This is a genomic window from Pseudoalteromonas sp. Isolate6 (genome assembly GCF_022398435.1).
Classification (GTDB): domain Bacteria; phylum Pseudomonadota; class Gammaproteobacteria; order Enterobacterales; family Alteromonadaceae; genus Pseudoalteromonas; species Pseudoalteromonas galatheae.
In genome coordinates, this window is record NZ_JAKEVK010000011.1 from 20,753 (window position 1) to 39,121 (window position 18,369).

14 protein-coding genes are annotated in these 18,369 nt (G+C 44.2%); 13 read left to right on the plus strand and 1 reads right to left on the minus strand.

Going from position 1 to position 18,369, the window contains the following annotated elements:
• The first annotated feature begins 6 nt into the window (after window positions 1-6).
• Both L1D50_RS02895 and L1D50_RS02900 read left to right on the plus strand, forming a co-directional pair.
• On the plus strand, window positions 7-1,011 hold the full coding sequence (locus L1D50_RS02895; protein ID WP_235956605.1) for an ABC transporter substrate-binding protein: 1,005 nt from the start codon (window positions 7-9) through the stop codon (window positions 1,009-1,011).
• A gap of 41 nt (window positions 1,012-1,052) precedes the next feature.
• Window positions 1,053-1,901, plus strand: coding sequence for a CZB domain-containing protein (locus tag L1D50_RS02900; protein ID WP_138524612.1), 849 nt, complete (start codon window positions 1,053-1,055; stop codon window positions 1,899-1,901).
• A 106-nt stretch (window positions 1,902-2,007) separates the two neighbouring features.
• Here L1D50_RS02900 and typA read toward each other — a convergent pair whose 3' ends face one another.
• On the minus strand, window positions 2,008-3,828 hold the full coding sequence (gene typA, locus L1D50_RS02905) for a translational GTPase TypA (protein ID WP_138524610.1): 1,821 nt from the start codon (window positions 3,826-3,828) through the stop codon (window positions 2,008-2,010).
• A gap of 383 nt (window positions 3,829-4,211) precedes the next feature.
• Here typA and L1D50_RS02910 point away from each other — a divergent pair, with 383 nt between their 5' ends.
• The 11 genes from L1D50_RS02910 (at window position 4,212) to L1D50_RS02960 (ending at window position 18,364) form a co-directional block, all read left to right on the plus strand.
• Window positions 4,212-6,656, plus strand: coding sequence for an ABC transporter permease (locus tag L1D50_RS02910; RefSeq protein WP_235956604.1), 2,445 nt, complete (start codon window positions 4,212-4,214; stop codon window positions 6,654-6,656).
• Window positions 6,657-6,695: 39 nt separating this feature from the next.
• The gene (locus L1D50_RS02915; protein ID WP_138524608.1) at window positions 6,696-8,048 is read left to right on the plus strand and encodes a sigma-54 dependent transcriptional regulator; all 1,353 of its coding nucleotides are present in this window, start codon (window positions 6,696-6,698) and stop codon (window positions 8,046-8,048) included.
• Window positions 8,035-9,330 carry an ATP-binding protein gene (locus tag L1D50_RS02920; RefSeq protein ID WP_138524606.1) on the plus strand — a complete coding sequence of 432 codons (1,296 nt, stop codon included), beginning with the start codon at window positions 8,035-8,037 and terminating at the stop codon, window positions 9,328-9,330. The genes L1D50_RS02915 and L1D50_RS02920 overlap by 14 nt, the downstream gene beginning before the upstream one ends.
• Before the next feature lie 149 nt (window positions 9,331-9,479).
• Window positions 9,480-10,730, plus strand: a complete 1,251-nt coding sequence (locus L1D50_RS02925) for an HlyD family efflux transporter periplasmic adaptor subunit (RefSeq protein WP_235956603.1) — start codon at window positions 9,480-9,482, stop codon at window positions 10,728-10,730.
• A 23-nt stretch (window positions 10,731-10,753) separates the two neighbouring features.
• Entirely contained in the window at window positions 10,754-11,476 is a 723-nt protein-coding gene (locus L1D50_RS02930) for an ABC transporter ATP-binding protein (protein WP_128725642.1), read from the plus strand.
• Window positions 11,477-11,502: 26 nt separating this feature from the next.
• On the plus strand, window positions 11,503-11,985 hold the full coding sequence (locus L1D50_RS02935; RefSeq protein ID WP_235956602.1) for a hypothetical protein: 483 nt from the start codon (window positions 11,503-11,505) through the stop codon (window positions 11,983-11,985).
• 426 nt (window positions 11,986-12,411) lie between these two features.
• The gene (gene glnA, locus L1D50_RS02940) at window positions 12,412-13,818 is read left to right on the plus strand and encodes a glutamate--ammonia ligase (RefSeq protein ID WP_239965467.1); all 1,407 of its coding nucleotides are present in this window, start codon (window positions 12,412-12,414) and stop codon (window positions 13,816-13,818) included.
• Between the two features lie 266 nt (window positions 13,819-14,084).
• Entirely contained in the window at window positions 14,085-14,591 is a 507-nt protein-coding gene (locus L1D50_RS02945) for a DUF4124 domain-containing protein (protein WP_239965468.1), read from the plus strand.
• An 812-nt stretch (window positions 14,592-15,403) separates the two neighbouring features.
• Window positions 15,404-16,486, plus strand: coding sequence for a nitrogen regulation protein NR(II) (gene glnL, locus L1D50_RS02950; protein ID WP_128725646.1), 1,083 nt, complete (start codon window positions 15,404-15,406; stop codon window positions 16,484-16,486).
• Complete coding sequence (ntrC, locus tag L1D50_RS02955) at window positions 16,483-17,880, plus strand: nitrogen regulation protein NR(I) (protein WP_128725647.1); 1,398 nt, start codon at window positions 16,483-16,485, stop codon at window positions 17,878-17,880. The genes glnL and ntrC overlap by 4 nt, the downstream gene beginning before the upstream one ends.
• 22 nt (window positions 17,881-17,902) lie before the next feature.
• Window positions 17,903-18,364 carry a cyclic nucleotide-binding domain-containing protein gene (locus L1D50_RS02960; protein WP_128725648.1) on the plus strand — a complete coding sequence of 154 codons (462 nt, stop codon included), beginning with the start codon at window positions 17,903-17,905 and terminating at the stop codon, window positions 18,362-18,364.
• Window positions 18,365-18,369: the final 5 nt, after the last annotated feature.

Sequence of the window (18,369 nt, forward strand, 5' to 3'; positions counted from 1 at the left end):
ATTGGTATGTCCACCGCACTTTCTGGGCCTGCAAAAGAGATAGGTCAACAACTAAGGGCTGGTGCCGAGCTACATTTTAACTTTTATAACCAGCATAAAGCCGATAACGCCGCTGCAATTGAGTTGCAGGTGTTGGATGATGGCTATGAGCCACACAAAACCGTAACCAATGCTCGTAAGCTCGTTTATGAAAATAAAGTCGATGCATTATTTGGTGTTATGGGCACGCCCACATCTTATGCCATAAAGCCTATTTTGGAGCACTCTAAGGTCCCCTTTCTTATGCCATATACTGGCGCTGAGTTTCTTCAAGATCCTAATACTTTCAAAGTGTTTAACCTTCGCACTAGCTACAATAAAGAAGCACAAGATATCATCCGCTACTTTATCGATGAACAAAAACTACAGCGGGTGGGTTTACTCATTCAAGCCGATGAATTTGGTCTAACCGTAGAAAAGAGCCTCACCAGAGCGCTTTCTGAACGTGGATTAAAGCCCGTTGTGATAACACGTTTTAGGCGCAATACTGATGATATAGAGCGAGCCCTTGGACAAGCGCAGCGGCATCAAATAGAGGGCCTAGCTATGGTCGGCACCTACACGCCACTGTCCAAGTTTATTAATCGTGCCATAGAGGTTGGCCTTGAAACACAATACGCTACGGTTTCATTTGCCTCCTCCAATGAGCTGTTTGCCAGACTAAATGGCACGCCAAAGGTATTGGTCACCGAAGTGGTACCTGATCCTGCGGTTTGTAAAGGTAAGCTTTGTGACACTTTTCGCGAGGCAATTCGTAATACCACCCTGTCCCAAAATGAGCAGGTATTCGAAGGCTATCTCAATGCCTACTTATTAACGACTGCAATCCAGCAATGTGACCTGCCCATTGATAGTGACTGCCTACTAACCGCATTACAACAGGAGTTGGAGCATAACGCCGTTATTCAAGAGGTATTTATGCTCCAGCCAGCGCAAAAGAAATTGCCAGTTTACCGTTCCTTTTTCCAATAATGTTCTATGCTTAGTTGATACTGACCATATGCGAGGCTAACATGGATTTAATTAACTTTCGCGTCGGGAAAAAAACAATATCACTGCAAATCCTCGATATTCTATTAACTGAGCGCTACGAAGAAAACTTAACAGACCTACCTAATGACAACCCAAGCTTCCTTGGTGTTAAGGATTATATGGGAATACCCACTCCCATATTCGATTTAGGGATCATCCTCAATAAACGTTCTTCTTATGAGACTAACCAAGAACTTGTAGACATGCTTAAAAAGCGAGAAGAAGACCATAAAGAATGGCTACACGCTCTAGAAGCAAGTATTTTTAATGATGTTCCCTTCACTAAAGCTAAAGATCCTAAACAATGCGCCTTTGGTCAGTGGTTTTACGGCTTCAAAACTGAAAATGACGACCTAAAAGCGCTCCTAAAACGCTTCGAAGAACCACATGAAAAACTCCATTCATTAGCAGATAAACTGTTGATGATGTGCGCACAAGGGCAAAAACAACAGGCCATAGAAACGCTCGCTCGTGAAAAGAGCACCACCTTTAATAAGCTGATGCGACTTTTTGAATCCGCCCGTGACCAAATCATGCTCGACCATAAACCCATTATTGTTTTTACCACTCAAGATGGCCAAAGTCCGCATATCGGTTTGCTAGTCGACAAGGTCGAAGATAACGTTCACTGTGACGAAAGCGATATTAAATCACTGCAGGAAATGACCAGTATCGGTTTTGAGATAGATGCTCAAACCAAAAAGTTAATGAAAGGTTTGGTCAAGATGGGAAAACGCCACAGCGTATTGATTGACCCCAGTGCCATTTTCCGCCCTGAACATTTACAAAGCTATGAGCCCGAAGAAACGGAAGAATACGGTTTGTTTTAGGTTTGGAAAATGGAATACAAAAAAACGCCGCAATTTTTGCGGCGTTTTTTGTATTCTAAGTAACCTGCTTTCGAGATAAGTTGTTATCCCAAGTCCAGGTTAACTATTATTTAGCTTGGCGGCTAGCGCGTTTACGCTCGCTTTCAGTCAATAACTTCTTACGAATACGGATGCTTTCAGGTGTTACTTCTACAAGCTCGTCGTCATCGATGAACTCAAGCGCTTGCTCTAGTGACATAACAACAGGTGGCACAAGGTTTTGTGCTTCATCAGTACCAGATGCACGTACGTTGGTTAACTGCTTGCCTTTAAGCGCGTTTACCGTTAGGTCGTTATCACGGCTGTGAATACCAATAACCATACCTTCGTACACTTCAACACCGTGACCAATGAATAGGCGACCACGCTCTTGTAGGTTAAATAGTGCGTTTGTTAGCGCTTTACCTGCTGCATTCGCGATTAGTACACCATTCTTGCGCTGACCAATGTTACCGCCTTTGTGTGGACCGTAATGTGAGAACGTGTGGTACATCAAACCAGAACCAGATGTTAACGTCATAAATTCAGTTTGGAAACCAATTAGACCACGTGCAGGCATCATGAAGTCCATACGCACACGACCTTTGCCATCTGGAGACATGTCAGTCATTTCTGCTTTACGCAGACCAAGCTGCTCCATGATAGAACCTTGGTGCTCTTCTTGACAGTCAATGGTTACTGTTTCGTACGGCTCTTCTAGCTGACCATCAACTTCACGTAGGATTACTTCTGGACGAGATACTGCAATCTCGTAGCCTTCACGACGCATATTCTCAATCAGAATACCCAAGTGAAGTTCACCACGACCAGATACACGGAAGCTATCTGGGTTATCGGTTTCTTCAACACGTAGTGCAACGTTGTGCACAAGCTCAGCTTCTAGACGCTCAAGGATATTACGCGAGGTGACGTATTTACCTTCTTGGCCTGAGAATGGAGACGTGTTTACAGAGAAAGTCATTGTTACTGTTGGTTCATCAACAGATAACGGAGGCAATGCTTCAACATTGTTCTGGCAACAGATAGTGTCAGAAATTTTCAGTTCGCCAAGACCTGTGATTGCGATGATATCACCTGCAGTTGCTTGCTCAACCTCATGACGGTCAAGACCTAAGTAACCAAGTACTTGACCTACTTTACCGTTACGTGTTTTACCATCAGCACCGACGATAGTCACCTGTTGGTTAGGCTTAACTGAACCGCGTTTAATACGGCCAACACCGATAACACCTACGTATGAGTTGTAATCAAGCTGAGAAATTTGCATCTGGAACGGACCTTCAGGATCCGCGTTAGGCGCTTCAACTTCGTCTACGATAGCTTGGAACATTGGTTCCATATTGTCAGACGGCTCATCTAGGTCAAGTGTTGCCCAACCGTTGATTGCTGATGCGTAGATCACTTTAAAGTCTAGCTGTTCGTCAGTTGCACCTAAGTTATCGAATAGGTCAAAAACTTGGTCCATTACCCAATCAGGACGAGCACCCGGCTTGTCGATTTTGTTGATTACAACAATAGGCTTAAGACCCTGAGCAAACGCCTTTTGCGTTACGAAACGCGTTTGTGGCATCGGACCTTCTTGTGCATCAACTAGTAGTAATACTGAGTCAGCCATCGAAAGAACACGCTCTACTTCACCACCGAAGTCGGCGTGTCCCGGAGTATCTACGATATTGATACGGTAGTCGTTCCACTTGATTGCGGTATTTTTTGCAAGGATGGTGATACCACGCTCTCTTTCAAGATCGTTTGAATCCATCACTCGCTCTTCATTACCACCGCGCTGCTGTAGTGTACCTGATTGCTCAAGTAGCTTGTCTACAAGCGTTGTTTTACCGTGGTCTACGTGCGCGATAATCGCGATATTTCTTAACTTTTCGATGCTCATATTATTACTCAGTGAAGTTGGCCCTCAGTGATCCTAGTCGATCTACGCAAAAATGCGCGTTGAGATTGCCCGATTGAGAATTAAAGGTCGCGTATTATCTACTATTAATGTGACAGATGAAAGTTTATCCAACATTTTTTTCAATAATCCTGATCGGTCCGTGTATAAATCAACAACCTAGTCTGGCTTCTGTACGGTCTGATCGCAGCTATAGTCCATTTATGGTCTTTTATCGTCCGATTATGGACTGAACACTTGTAAATAAAAGACAAATATCATTAATATCAATAAGGTAAGTTTGGCATAGGCGTTGCTGCTCCCCTGTAGAGTAGAATAACTATCACAGCATACCGATACACAAGGTGCGTGGATTTGGAGTAAATATGGTAACGCATTCACTTAAAATGGCCTGGCAAAAACTTCGCAGCCATGTCAGTTACACCCTAACAATAATAATTACGCTCGCGCTGACACTCGGTGCGCTGGTAGCGATGTATAACCTAAACTATCAATTGCTCGCAGCTCCGCTTCCTTATCCAGATGCAGAGCGCTTGGTATTAATGCGTGGCGCGTTGGTAGATGACAATAATGAAGTGAAGCAAAGCAATTTTATTCCTCATGCTGGCAGCTTAGAGGCGTATGACAAGCAAGCACAATTTTCTGATATCGAAGTGATGGCCATTCAGAATATCAGTATTGATGTTGAACAAAGTTTACCGAGCAGCCCAACATTTAATACTGGCGCGATCACCCCCGAGTTTATGTCGATATTCAATGTACCACTGGCATTGGGACGGTACTTTTCAGTAGATGAAGGGATAGGTAGCCAACAACCTGTCGCGATCGTTTCACACCAAGTGTGGCAACGTTATTTCGGCGGAAATACAAACGTTCTAGACCAAACATTGGTATTTAAAGGGGTGAGCTTTAAAATTGTTGGCGTCACCGACGAGCGATTCATTGAGCCGGTATTATCCACACCTAACTGGCACACCGATGTATGGATCAGTTATGACTATAATGATTCTCCAACACCAACATGGCAAAGGAATAATATCCAGACATATCAATTGCTAAAGTTACATGATGTACAACATGCACGTCGCGCAAAGCTTTCTCTTGAAAACTGGCTGAATGAACAACTACAACAACAAACTGCTGGCGAGCAAACTTTCGCTAATAGTAAAGTACAACTTGAATTTGTACCGATGAAAACTCGTATTATTGGTGAAGCATCACAAGTGAGTATAATGATGCTACTCGGAAGCTCTGTATTACTATTAATCGCATTAAGTAATATTTGTAATTTAGTGCTTTCACGTGCCGCCGAGCAACAAAAAAGCTTTGCCGTTCAAGCCGCTTTAGGTGCCAAGCCTAATCATCTATTTTTCCACATTGCGATAGAATTAGGGCTGTTATTTATCAGCGCAGCAGCATTATCGCTTTTAATCGCTGAGGGGATCATAAGGCTACTAAAATCAGGGGTTGTCGGCCCGCTCGCTCGTTTGCAAGAGCTGCAACTCGAAGCGCATACTATTGCTTTCGCCTTTACTGTCAGTATCTTATTATGTTTGCTACTTTCTTGGATAGTAAGCCGTCAGCTTAACTACCGTCATATTATTCAACAGCTGCAAAGTAGTGGTAAAGGTACTGGCGTTCAGATTTCCGCGATGACCCGCACCTTATTAATCTCATTTCAATTATTTGTTTGCCTGTCACTGCTCACTATTTGTCTGGGGATATTCCAAACAAGCTGGCAAAACTTGCAACGTGATACGGGAATACGAGAACAAAATACCTATCAAGTAGCACTAAACTTAGGTACTTTGCTACAACAGATGAGCCGCGGGGAGCGCTCACAACTGCTTCTATCCGCCGTTGACTCGTTAGCAAAGTTACCGCAGGTAACCAAAGTAGGCATTGGCGGTTATCCCCCTTTTTCCTATTGGCTACCGGGCTTTTCAAATCGTCAAATGCAATTTGAACCTGGTATCGAAAAAAATTCGTTTGAATATCAAAGTACCACTGGTACTTGGCCATACTTTGACGCCTTTGGGGCAACACTTATCGACGGTAGGGCCTTTACTCATGAGGAAGCCATTAATAATGCGCCTGTTGTCATTGTCAATCAGACCCTAGCTACGCAATTACGCCAGCAAGGACAAGTATTGGGCGCTAAACTATACCCCCGAAATGGCCAACAAAGCGTTGAAGTAGTTGGTGTTGTCGAGGACATTTATCTTCCCAAACAACCTGATATTGCAAGGGTTTTCATCCCCTCAGTGCCAACTGGTTACCCCTTTGTGTTAATTGAAACTCACGCACATGCCACCATTAGTCGAGCAGAAATAAATCAGGCACTCACAGGTATCCACCCGCAAATGCGTGTCTATAACTTTCAGTCCACGACCATGCTTTTGGCTACGCACTTACAGCAAGCTCGTGTCATTAGTATGTTTACTTTGATGCTATCGATATTTGCACTTGCGCTTGCGGCACTTGGTATTTACGGTGTATGTAAGTACAGCGTGGCGTTACGTCGGTTTGAGTTAGGCGTGAGAATGTCAGTTGGTGCAACACCGATTGCCGTATTTAAACTGGTATTACGAGATAATTTGCGCCCTATTACTGCAGCGGCGTGCGCTTCTATCATAGTGTTATTGAGTATTTCAACACTTCAAGATACGCTTGTACCTATTACAATAGATAGTGCTGTCCATTGGCTAATTTCACTTGCCACTGTAATCACTTTAGTCACGGGTGTTACGCTACTATCTTCGAGAAATATTATTGCCCGCCCCGCATTACATGCACTTCGCGGAGAGTAATAGAATGATTAGGAAAATAATAAATCAAGGAAGCTTACTTTGAGTGCTAAACCACAAATATTGCTAATAGAAGACAACAGAGAAGTTAGATTAGCTGCGCGATTTGTATTGGAAGATTTAGGTCTAGCCGTCGAAGAAGTTGAAAATCCAGTGCAAGCACTCAGCTTTCTTGAACAACACCAGCCTAGCTTGATCCTACTCGATATGAACTTTGAGTTAGACTCTACATCGGGGCAAGAAGGACTCAGGTTTCTACGACAGCAACAGCAACTTGGCAATACCATCCCTATTGTGGCTATGACCGCATGGTCACATACTGAGCTTGTGGTCCAAGCCATGCAATTAGGCGCCGTAGACTTTCTAGAAAAACCATGGAAAAACCAGCGCTTTGAACAAGTTATTAGGGGCCAGTTACAGCTCAATAAGCTAAAAAATAAAAGCCAAGCTCTTCAGCATGCGCTCGCTGGAGATGCTAAACCTGTGTTATGGCGCAGCAAAGCCATGCAACACCTGATGACGCAATTAGAAGTCATGGCTCCCACGGATGCCAATATTCTGTTAACTGGAGAGAATGGAGTTGGCAAAAGCTTAATAGCCCAGTGGATACATCAACACTCGCAACGTGCAGCGCAGCCATTTATTTCCGTTAACATGGCAACCATCCCTGAGCAACTGTTTGAAAGTGAGCTTTTTGGCCATACCAAAGGCGCATTTACTGACGCCAAATCAGACCGTGCAGGACGGTTTAAATTAGCGGATCTTGGTACCTTATTTTTGGATGAAATCGGCACTCTTCCGCTTGCACAACAAAGTAAGTTGCTGCGAGTGCTAGAGTCTCGAGAATATGAAGCCGTCGGCTCAAGCGTCACTGAAGTCGCAGACGTGAGGCTCATTAGTGCAACGAATGCAAACTTAGAGCTGTTAATCGCTCAAGCTGAGTTTCGCCAAGATCTTTTCTACCGCATCAATACCTTCACAATCGAAATTCCCCCCTTGCGTACACGTCCTGAAGACATTGAATTATTAGCGGAACACTTTATCAAAACCCATGGTCAGCGGTATGGAAAAACACAATGCAGGCTTACACCCACAGCACTAAATCAGCTAAAACAGTACGATTGGCCGGGTAATACCAGAGAGCTTGGGCACTTGCTCGAACGCGCAGTGTTATTAACGCAAACGGGTGAAATCGGCCCCGAGCAATTACATATGAGCACGCCTTCACAACCAAGTGCGAACAAGCTCCCACTCATCACGTTGGAGCAAGCAGAACAACAACTGATTGCTCAGGCTTTGACTAATACGGCAGGAAACAAACAACAAGCTGCTGAATTACTAGGGATCACCAAGCAATCACTCTACCGACGCCTCGAAAAATATGCACTTATTTAAAGAACCCTTGGCGCGCTATTTCGTAGTTAAGTTTTTACTACTCATCGCCATTGAAATTGCGGGAGTTTGTGTCGTCAGTTGGCAAATGGGGATTAACATACCTATTTCCATGCCTCTACCCACCTTACTCTTAATCGCTGCCCTAGTCTTCTGCCAAGGTTTTTTGCTAAAGCAGCTTTATGATCGTTGTAAGCTATCGTTTGAGCGCTGTAGCTACCAAGCCGAAGCGTGGCTCAAGCGCGACTTTAGCCTAAAAGCCAAGCCGACATTTTCTTCGGGCGTTGTCGCCCAGCTGCACAATCAGCTGAATGCTATATCCGATATGCTACAAAATGAAAAAACCGACGACGATATGCAATCATTTCTCGTTGCTGAACTTATCAGTGTGTTAAATACCCCGATACTTATTTTCGACCAGCGTATGCAACTGTGCTTTGGCAATGACGCCTGCTTTCACCTATTTCAAAAGCCATGGCAAACCTTACGATATAGCCACCCAGAGGCAATAGGGTTAACTCCTTCTCCACAGTGGCATTTCATCGATATACAGAACAATAAACGCTGGCAAGTGAGGCACAGCACTTTTACTCAGCAAAGCCGGTCATATCATCTTGTTGTTTGTATCGATATTCAGCAAGCACTGCGCGATCAGGAGCTTCAAGCTTGGCAACGCTTGATCCGAGTAATTAGTCATGAAATAAGAAACTCCCTCACCCCGGTGTCTGCCATACTGGAACGCCTACAAACTCGCGCAAAAGACCCAAGGGATCACGAAGCCTTTAATATCGTACTTGAGCGGTGCTTCCATTTGCAGGATTTTATCCATAAATACAGCCAGCTCAACCAGCCAATAAAAGTAGAGATAAAACGTCTGTCGGGGTTAGAAGTGAGCAAAACCATTCAAGGCCTTTTCACCGATGTAGCGTGGCAAATTGAACTTTCTCCGGTCTACTTCCATGTTGACCCAACCCTATTTAATCAAGTGCTAATCAATATCATCAAGAACGCCATAGAAGCGAGCCCCGCGGGCTCTGTGCTTACACTGAAGCTGTATACCAAAGACAATATTGCTATCTTGGAGGTGCTTGATGAAGGTACCGGCGTTGCCAACCACGATAACTTATTTGTGCCATTTTACTCCACCAAACAAACGGGGGAAGGTATTGGCCTTTACCTTAGTCGCTATTTCGTCGAGCAAATGTCTGGTTCCATTAGCCTGAGCAATCGTCAGGATAAACAGGGAGCGGTTTGCCAACTCGCCTTTCCTGTGCCACTTAACTGACCCAATATACTCAGTCCAGTTTTTGAACTCTCACGTCCACAATCGGACCTTTCGGTAAAGCAAAAAAATTAAATACCAATAAAAACAATAGGATAAAATTTGGCATATCGTTTGCTCTTATTGGTTAACCGATTACAGTAAGGTAACTGATGATGGATGTAATAAAACAAAAACAAGCAAGGCCGCTACACAAAGTAGGGCTTATTGTCGCTATCCCCCTAGTGCTGATATTTGCTTGGCTTAGCCTTAAGCTATTCTCAACATCGGACGAGTTCAAGTTACCAAGACAAGCCATCATTGTTGGACAAGTTAAGCAAGGTGATTTAGATGTTAGCGTTGACGGCTATGGTGTGCTTCGCTCTAATAAACAAAAACTGATCACCACACAAGACCCAGCTACGGTCTATGAAATCTTAGTACGCCCCGGTGGTGAAGTTCAGCCTGACACCATCATTTTGAAGATGCAAGACCCTGATCTCTTACAGCAATTAGAAAGTGCTGAAATGGAGCTGAACCGTCAACAAGCAAACTTTCGCAGACAAAAGCTCGCAAACCAGCGCGAGTTATTAATGGAAGTCGCCACCCTTGCCGAACTTACCAGTGAGCATCAATCGTTAGTCATGCGCCGAGAAGCTCAGCAAACACTCAGAGACCAAGGTGTTGTTCCCGCCATTGATGTAAAAACCGCAGAGCTTGAAGAACAGCAGCTGTCAGAAAGAGTACAACTACAGCAAACACGTATAGAACAGCTAAAGCTATTACATTCAGAAGATTTAACCATCTCGCAAGAACTGATCAACCAAGCTCAGTCTCTTTTCGCCCGGTTAAAAGAAAGAGAAGCGAAACTAACAGTCCGAGCAGGTACAGAAGGTGTGTTGCAACGGCTCGCAGTTGAACTTGGACAAAGTGTTGTAGCCGGCCAAGAACTTGCTCAAGTTGGCAGTACCAACGACCTTCAAGCACTGGTTAGAGTATCTCAGTCTAAAGCAGAACAAATTCTGGTAGGTCAATTTGCTATGGTCAATACACGCCGCGAACAAGTCCCTGCAAAAGTCACAAGGATCAGCCCGCAAGTACAAGAGGGCACCATTGAAGTCGAGCTCACTTTTGTCAATGGCGTTCCAGATTCTGCGCGTCCTGAACTTAACGTAGATGCGCAAATTAGCACACATCAGTTGAAGAACGCACTGTATGTTGAGCGTCCAAGTAACACCCAATCACACAGCCAGCAAACGCTCTTTGTGTTAAACAATGACATCGCAACCCCTCAGTTAGTGTCATTTGGTATTGATGCAGGCAAATTTTTGCAAATTGAAAGCGGTGTCACCCCAAATCAGCAAATCATACTCTCTGATACAAGTACTTATAAAAACGCTAAACAAGTACGGATCATTCAATAATAAATCATCATTAGGATACGATTATGAAAGAAACTATTTTAACCATGTCAGGGATCACCAAAGTTTTTAGTACCGAAGAAATGGAAACTCACGCATTGCGTGGGATTGACTTGGAAATATATAAGGGCGATTTCGTGTCAATTTGTGGCCCTTCTGGATGCGGTAAATCTACCCTGCTGTCAATACTTGGCCTGTTAGACATGCCAACAGATGGTAGCTATAAAATTGAAGATCTTGAGGTTAGCCAATTAACTTTAGCGGCGGCTGCACATATTCGAAACGAAAAAATTGGCTTTATCTTTCAGTCATTTAACTTAATTGATGAGCTGACAGTATACGATAATATCGCGCTGCCATTACGTTATCGTAAAAACCCAATGAGCAATGCCGATATTGATCACGCAGTAATGAGCTGTCTGACAAAAGTAGATATGGCACACCGCGCAAAACATCGCCCAAACCAGCTTTCAGGTGGGCAACAGCAAAGGATTGCTATTGCCCGCGCACTCGTCGGTAACCCCGCATTACTGCTTGTTGACGAACCTACAGGTAACCTTGACTCAAAAAATGGTGATGCCGTTATGGACATGTTGAAAACGCTAAACCTAGAAGGGACGACATTATGTATGGTGACGCACGACCCTAGATATGCCGATATGGCGACACGCAAACTACACCTTCTAGATGGCAAAATACTAGCCCCTCAATCACACACTAACGCCAACGCAGTCGTTGACACGTTCTAGTCCATGATGGAAACGAGGAAAGTAATATGCTTGTCAAAGACATGAGTGCCAGTCTGTACTCTCTGAGTAAAGTAAAAGTATTTACCATCACGATTATCTCTACGCTAGCACTCACACTAGGTACGCTCGTGGCGATGTTTAATTTAAACTTTACTATTCTCTCTGCGCCGTTGCCTTACCCCAATGCAGAGCAGCTTTACGTTTCAAAAGCAGTGCACTATATCAAGGATAGGGTGGAGTTTGATGATTTCACTCCGATACCTATGCTGCTTGAGATCTATGAAAATGAAAAAACGCCGGAGTCGCAAACCGCCCTATTTGGCTATTCCGAAGAGGTGATTAGAAGTAAAGTTGAAACGCCACAAGTCAATACCACTTACATCACCCCTGAATTTATGCCGATGCTAGGATTTACTTTTCACTTAGGTCGTGGACCGAGCGCAGACGAAGGCCTTAATTCAATGCAGCCAGTCGCGGTATTGTCCTATCAAGCTTGGCAAAAATATTAGCCGCCAGCGGGGTTGTTACTAAGCCCGCATTATACTCGCTGAGAAGTAACTAGCTTCGATAAAATTAACTCCCTGAAGGCAGGGCGCCTCCCTCAAGGCGCCTTGCTTTTTTTATTAAAACACGACCCCTGATCCCAGCTATCGAATTAAATTAATTTTTGCTTTGTTGCGCTTCATAATCTATACCAATACTCCAAACACTTACTCGAAGATAAAGTGACTATCACAGGGAATTGCTTGCACCAATATTGCGCACCATCATGAAACATTTACGCACCAAATTAGTGCAACAAGCTAATCCTTAAATTTCCCAAAAGTTAAAAATCAATATTTATCAAAAACTTAAAAATATGGCACAGATCAAGCTTACTTGTGTGCAATTGCAGTACATTGCAGCAAAAAATAACCCAACGAGTCGGAGGACACATGTCACAATCGGTTTTAGATTTTATTAAAGAGCACGACGTAAAATTTGTCGATTTACGTTTCACAGATACAAAAGGTAAAGAACAACACGTATCGATCCCACATCATCAAGCCGATGAAGACTTCTTTGAAGACGGCAAAATGTTTGACGGCTCATCTATCGCTGGTTGGAAAGGCATCAACGAATCCGACATGGTACTTATGCCTGACGCAGAAAGTGTCAAGCTAGACCCATTCGCAGAAGAAACAACACTTATCGTTCGTTGTGACGTAGTTGAACCAAACACACACCAAGGCTACGAGCGTGACCCACGTTCAGTAGCTAAACGCGCTGAAGAGTTCATGCGTTTAACGGGTATTGCAGACACCGTATTATTCGGTCCAGAGCCAGAGTTTTTCTTGTTTGACGATGTTAAGTACAAAACTGATATGTCTGGTTCAATGTACAAAATCGATTCAGAAGAAGCGTCTTGGAATTCAGACAAAGACTACGAAGGTGGTAACACAGGTCACCGTCCTGGCGTAAAAGGTGGTTACTTCCCAGTAGCACCGGTAGATTCGTCTAATGATTGGCGTGCAGCTACTTGTTTAGTACTTGAAGAGATGGGCCACGTTGTTGAAGCACACCACCACGAAGTAGCAACTGCTGGTCAAAATGAGATTGCGACTCGCTTTAATACTATGGTAACTAAAGCAGACGAAATCCAAGAGATGAAGTACGTTATCCACAACATGGCGCACCTATACGGTAAAACAGCAACCTTTATGCCTAAGCCAATCGTTGGTGATAACGGCTCAGGTATGCACTGCCACCAATCACTTGCTAAAGACGGCAAAAACATCTTCGCAGGCGACAAGTACGGCGGTCTATCTGAAGAAGCGCTTTACTACATTGGTGGTATCATTAAGCATGCTAAAGCAATCAATGCATTCACTAACCCAGCAACAAACTCTTATAAGCGTCTAGTACCAGGGTTTGAAGCGCCAGTTATGCTTGCATACTCAGCACGTAACCGCTCAGCATCAATCCGAATCCCTGTGATCCCATCAGAGAAAGGTCGTCGTATCGAAGTACGCTTCCCAGATCCTGCGGCTAACCCATACCTAGCTTTCGCAGCGCAGTTGATGGCAGGTCTTGACGGTATCCGCAACAAGATCCACCCTGGTGATGCAATGGATAAAGATTTGTACGACCTACCAGCAGAAGAAGCAGCAGAAATCCCAACGGTTGCTGCATCACTTGATGAAGCGCTTGCTTCTCTAGATGCTGACCGTGAGTTCTTAACTCAAGGTGGCGTATTCACTGATGACCTAATCGATGCATATATCGCACTTAAGTCGAAAGAAGTTGAAAAATTAAACATGACAACTCACCCAGTTGAGTTCGAAATGTATTACAGCGTTTAATCGCTATCCAACTACTGCGCTCAGTGCTGCGGTATTGAGCTTGTAGAGCCAAAACTCGTTATGCGTTTCTGGCACTCTTAATCATATGTGTTCTCAAGCCCGTAATTACGGGCTTTTTTGATGAAATTCAAAAACTTAAATAAAGTCCATTTTATGTTATCATTATGGGAATTATTCATTTGTAACTCGCAATTCCAGCTGCTCTATACTAAAGTATGAACAGTGGTTTACTGTGGAGAGTTGTGGTGCGTCAGTGGTTTCTTATAATGTCGGTTAGCATGACGCTAGCCCTAACAAGCATTGATGCTGCAGCAGAATCCAATCCAAAAATCTATCGCTGGAAAGACAAAAATGGCCATTGGGTTTATTCGGATGTCCCACGACTTGGATCAAAAGAAGTCAAACTTAACGCTAACGCCTTAACCATGCCAAGTGTTGATACCCAAATCCTCGAGCAAGTTGATACCGCGCCAACTATCCGATATACAGCCAAAATCACTTCTCCAGAGCATGAACAGACAATCCGCGACAATAGTGGCAGCGTATACGTGACGGGCACAGTAGAACCAAGATTTACCCAAGGGTTGAGTGTCCAACTGTTTCTCGACGGTGTAGCGACAGGTCCAAAACAAACGAATACCCAGTTCGCTTTACGTGGCATCAATCGCGGCGAACATTCTTTGGTTATCAAAGTGTTTAACCAAAAGGGAACGTTAGTTGCCCAAAGCGATACCCATAAATTCTTTTTGCACCGAAATACCGTGAATAATTAATGGTTTATTTTCTACTTACACTGGCTTTCAACTAGTAATTGTAAACACGCCATGCTTATCCCCTCTGGTATTAGAGAGGCTGAATTTGACAACTCAAGATGGTCAATCCACAACCTTTGCTCACCCACCTGGACTTGATAGTAGACTTCAGCCTTTGTTTGCAATAAATATTTATCTCGCCAGCTAGGTTGAACGACTCGCATTACACCTGTAAGGGTGGTTTTCTCGCCATTCGTCGCTCGATGTAAATTAGCGGTGTGAGGAGGGAAGCAGCCTGTATACTCGGTAACATACCTAGTGCCTTGAAAGTCACAACCGCTCATACAAATAGCGATAAAAAGGCTCCCCCCGCAGGCACAAGCTAGATGTATTTTTTGACACAAAGCACTAGGGCCTGTTGACCTTTGCTGTTTGATTTTTGTTCTCCTGAGTGTATTTTGGTAGCGACGCTCGACTTGCCGCCTAGTAATCTAAGCAAAAGTTGAGCAACAATGAACAAAGCACACTCAGGTGAACCCATAGGGCAGCGCTTGATTGGCATTTCTACTGTGTTGTCACCAGACTTACATAGAATAACTATGCTACGCAGGCTCTGCCTTGTATAAATACCAGTCAAACTGCTGCAAAAACAAACTTGAAAGATCAACAGGCCCTAATAATCTCGGCACCTTAAAGTTGGCATGCTTTATTAATAACAAGTTTAGGATACGAGTTCGAAAACCCCTAGTTTCTGAGCTTAGGTGATAATTTACTTCAAAGCATACAAAGCTGTGCTATTCTCATTGCACCATATTGGTGCACGGTGAACATAAATGGATCAACATAACTCGATTGACTTGGATAAAATTTGGCAATCTCTCTCAACCGCGATTTTAGTGCTCGATCAAAATTTAATGATCCACTATGCCAATTACAGCAGCAGTGAACTACTTGGACTCAGCACTAAACGGCTTGTCGGACTGGCGATTGATAGCGTGTTTAATCATCATCATATTGACTTACCGAGGCTCTCTAAATACGTGCTACAAGATGGCGTAGACTGTCAGCAACACAGGGTAGACGTGGTATTCGTAGATAATCGTGTTGCAACACTAAGTCTGCATGCCAGACGAGTTTACCTTGCGGACAAGGCGTATATTTTAGTGGAATGTCGCCGTGTTGATGATGCCCTGCGTTATGACCAAGCATCCAATCAAATGCACCAATTTCAAGCGGCTCGAAACCTCATTCGCGGTCTTGCTCATGAAATAAAAAATCCACTTGGTGGGATCCGCGGTGCGGCGCAATTATTGCAATACGAAACTGATCAACAAGAACGGGAAGAATGTGCCACGCTCATTATTGAGCAAGCAGATAGATTGCGCGAATTGGTAGATAGATTGCTTGGACCCAATCAGCTACCACAAAAAGAACCGTGTAATATCCATCAGGCGTTAGAATCGGTGATTAAGTTAACCACCTTGGAGCGCGATGCGGATATCACCTTGGTAAAAGATTATGATCCCAGTATTCCAGCCATCGTGATAGATCAAGCCAAAATTCAGCAAGTTCTGCTGAATATGCTGCGCAATGCTCAACAAGCGCTACAGCATGATGGTACGATCACTATAACAACGCGCATTAAACACCGTCTTCATCATGGTGAGCGACTATTGAAAAAAGCATTGCTCATCCGTATCAGCGACAACGGTCCGGGGATCGCCGATGAGGTAAAAGAGACATTATTCTTTCCGATGATCACGAATAAAGAAGGTGGATCTGGACTTGGACTCTCTATCGCGCAAACTTTGGTAGAGCAACATCAAGGGTTTATCGAATGCGATAGCTGGCCAGGACACACTGAGTTCAGTATCTACCTTCCCTTTGACAACACCGAAACAGGAAACGTGCAATGAAATCAGTTTGGTTAGTCGATGATGACGCTTCAATCCGATTTGTTTTAGAAAAGGCATTAAAGCGAGCTGAGTTTGAAACCGAGAGCTTCGCCAGTGGTCAAGATGTATTGACGGCACTGGAATATGAGCAACCCGCGGTGCTGATTTCAGATGTACGCATGCCTGGTATCGATGGCATGGCCTTGTTAGATAAAATTGCAGGGCTCTACCCTAGCCTACCGGTGATCATTATGACCGCGCACTCGGACTTAGACTCTGCGGTCAACGCATTTAAAAAGGGAGCGTTTGAATACCTCGCCAAACCTTTCGACTTAAATGAAGCTGTTTCCCTTGTGCAACGTGCATTTCGTGCAGGCCAGCAAACTAAAAAACAAAAGCGACACAGTGAAAAAGCCAATAGTCCCGACATAATTGGTGAAGCCCCTGCTATGCAGGAAGTGTTCCGTGCTATCGGTAAACTTTCCGCGTCAAGCATGAGCGTATTGATTAACGGCGAATCAGGTACGGGTAAAGAGCTTGTGGCAGGCGCGCTGCACAATCACAGTCCGCGCAAAGACGCTTCTTTTATCGCGCTCAATATGGCCGCCATCCCCAAAGATCTCGTCGAGTCTGAGTTGTTCGGCCATGAAAAAGGCGCTTTTACTGGTGCTGACAGCATGCGCCGTGGCCGCTTTGAGCAAGCCGATGGTGGCACCTTATTTTTAGATGAAATCGGTGATATGCCACTGGACGTACAAACTCGGCTATTACGTGTACTTGCCGATGGTGAGTTTTATCGGGTTGGTGGCCACAACAGCGTGAAAGTCGATGTCCGTATTGTCGCTGCTACCCATCAAGATTTAGAGACACTGGTAAAGCAAGGTAAATTCCGTGAAGACTTGTTTCACCGCCTAAATGTCGTCAGGTTAAAACTACCAGCCTTACGTGAACGCCCTGAAGATATCGCCGCACTGTGCGATCACTTTCTTGCAAAAAGCGCCAAAGAGCTAAAAGCCGAGCCAAAAATCATCTCCAAACATGCACTGCAAAAAATGCAAGCATATCACTGGCCTGGCAACGTTAGGCAATTGGAAAACACCTGCCGTTGGTTAACCGTAATGGCGCCGGGCGAACTTGTTACCCCCGCGGATCTGCCCGAAGAGCTAGAAAAGCCACAACAGATTGACACCTTAGAGCATGGTAATTGGCTGGACGCATTCCAAACGTGGTTAGACTCAGAGTTACGTAAAGGAAAAGACCATATTTGGCCAGATGTACAGGCACAATTAGAAACACGACTGATCAAATCCGCACTCAATGCCTGCCATGGTCATAAGCAAGATGCGGCATTAAAGATAGGTTGGGGGCGCAATACGTTGACGCGCAAGTTAAAAGAACGCAATATTCAAGAATAAGTTTGATTTACGAATAGTCTGCATGAAGTTACTTGAAAATGTCCCACTATTTAAACAACTAGAGATCATTAATCGCGTAGCGTTTTTTAAAGAGTTTACGCTTGCCGAACGCCAAGTGTTACTCGAGTCTTTTGGCCACTTATATCTGGTGCAGCAAGAGCGTCATGCTTTCAAACGCTTTGAAAAAGACAATCGCCTGTATATTGTGTTAAGCGGTGAGTTTTTGATTTTTAAACAGGATGCCGCCCATGATTTAGGTAAGGTTGGTCCTGGAGAATTTTTAGGTGAAGGCGCATTTATCACTAACAGAGAGCGCAGCACCAGCGCACAAGCGTTAAAAGACAGCATTATATTGGCGATAACCCCAGATGCACTAACACGCTTGCCCAATGTGATCCGAGAAAAAATCAAAGATAAGCTTATTGAAGGCATGAGTCATCGTATTGCTAAGCTCAATGCATTTATTGAAGAGCAAGAAACCTAAATTAG

What these genes read in the sequence shown, in the direction of transcription:
- L1D50_RS02895 (WP_235956605.1), top strand. Translation starts at nt 7, where the DNA reads ATGTCCACCGCACTTTCTGGGCCTGCAAAAGAGATAGGTCAACAACTA.
- L1D50_RS02900 (WP_138524612.1), top strand. Translation starts at nt 1,053, where the DNA reads ATGGATTTAATTAACTTTCGCGTCGGGAAAAAAACAATATCACTGCAA.
- typA (WP_138524610.1), bottom strand. Translation starts at nt 3,828, where the DNA reads ATGAGCATCGAAAAGTTAAGAAATATCGCGATTATCGCGCACGTAGAC.
- L1D50_RS02910 (WP_235956604.1), top strand. Translation starts at nt 4,212, where the DNA reads ATGGTAACGCATTCACTTAAAATGGCCTGGCAAAAACTTCGCAGCCAT.
- L1D50_RS02920 (WP_138524606.1), top strand. Translation starts at nt 8,035, where the DNA reads ATGCACTTATTTAAAGAACCCTTGGCGCGCTATTTCGTAGTTAAGTTT.
- L1D50_RS02925 (WP_235956603.1), top strand. Translation starts at nt 9,480, where the DNA reads ATGATGGATGTAATAAAACAAAAACAAGCAAGGCCGCTACACAAAGTA.
- L1D50_RS02930 (WP_128725642.1), top strand. Translation starts at nt 10,754, where the DNA reads ATGAAAGAAACTATTTTAACCATGTCAGGGATCACCAAAGTTTTTAGT.
- L1D50_RS02935 (WP_235956602.1), top strand. Translation starts at nt 11,503, where the DNA reads ATGCTTGTCAAAGACATGAGTGCCAGTCTGTACTCTCTGAGTAAAGTA.
- glnA (WP_239965467.1), top strand. Translation starts at nt 12,412, where the DNA reads ATGTCACAATCGGTTTTAGATTTTATTAAAGAGCACGACGTAAAATTT.
- L1D50_RS02945 (WP_239965468.1), top strand. Translation starts at nt 14,085, where the DNA reads ATGTCGGTTAGCATGACGCTAGCCCTAACAAGCATTGATGCTGCAGCA.
- glnL (WP_128725646.1), top strand. Translation starts at nt 15,404, where the DNA reads ATGGATCAACATAACTCGATTGACTTGGATAAAATTTGGCAATCTCTC.
- ntrC (WP_128725647.1), top strand. Translation starts at nt 16,483, where the DNA reads ATGAAATCAGTTTGGTTAGTCGATGATGACGCTTCAATCCGATTTGTT.
- L1D50_RS02960 (WP_128725648.1), top strand. Translation starts at nt 17,903, where the DNA reads ATGAAGTTACTTGAAAATGTCCCACTATTTAAACAACTAGAGATCATT.